Annotated in this window: 1 protein-coding gene; it reads right to left on the bottom strand. The window is 65.2% G+C overall.

What is annotated here, in order from left to right:
* Positions 1-305 (bottom strand): hemagglutinin repeat-containing protein (locus ACF8LI_RS22475; protein ID WP_392414167.1); only part of this gene is annotated, 305 nt, incomplete at both ends.

Here is a 305-nt window from a genome sequence, read left to right as displayed (position 1 = left end):
TCGGCAAAGCGGTTTTCTGCCGCTTCCAGGACGATGTTGCCCTTGTCCGCAGCCAGGCGTACGTCCTTGCCGGCTTCCACGCTGCTGCCGCGCACGTGGACGTCACCCTGGGTGGCCGTGATGCTGACGTTGCCGTCGGCCTTGACCAGGGAGCCTACGGCGCTGTTGACCTGGTATTCGCTGGTGCTGCGGCTGGAGCTTTTGCCCAGGCTGAGGCTGATGCCTACGCTGGTGGCACTGCTGGGGTCTGCGATGAGCTGGCTGGCCTTGCCATAGGTTTCATAGGCCGCCATGCCGGCAGCGGC

The sequence above is a fragment of the Delftia sp. WSY_12 genome, assembly GCF_043104645.1.
Lineage (GTDB): Bacteria > Pseudomonadota > Gammaproteobacteria > Burkholderiales > Burkholderiaceae_C > Comamonas > Comamonas tsuruhatensis.
This window is presented reverse-complemented; position numbering and strand designations above follow the sequence as displayed.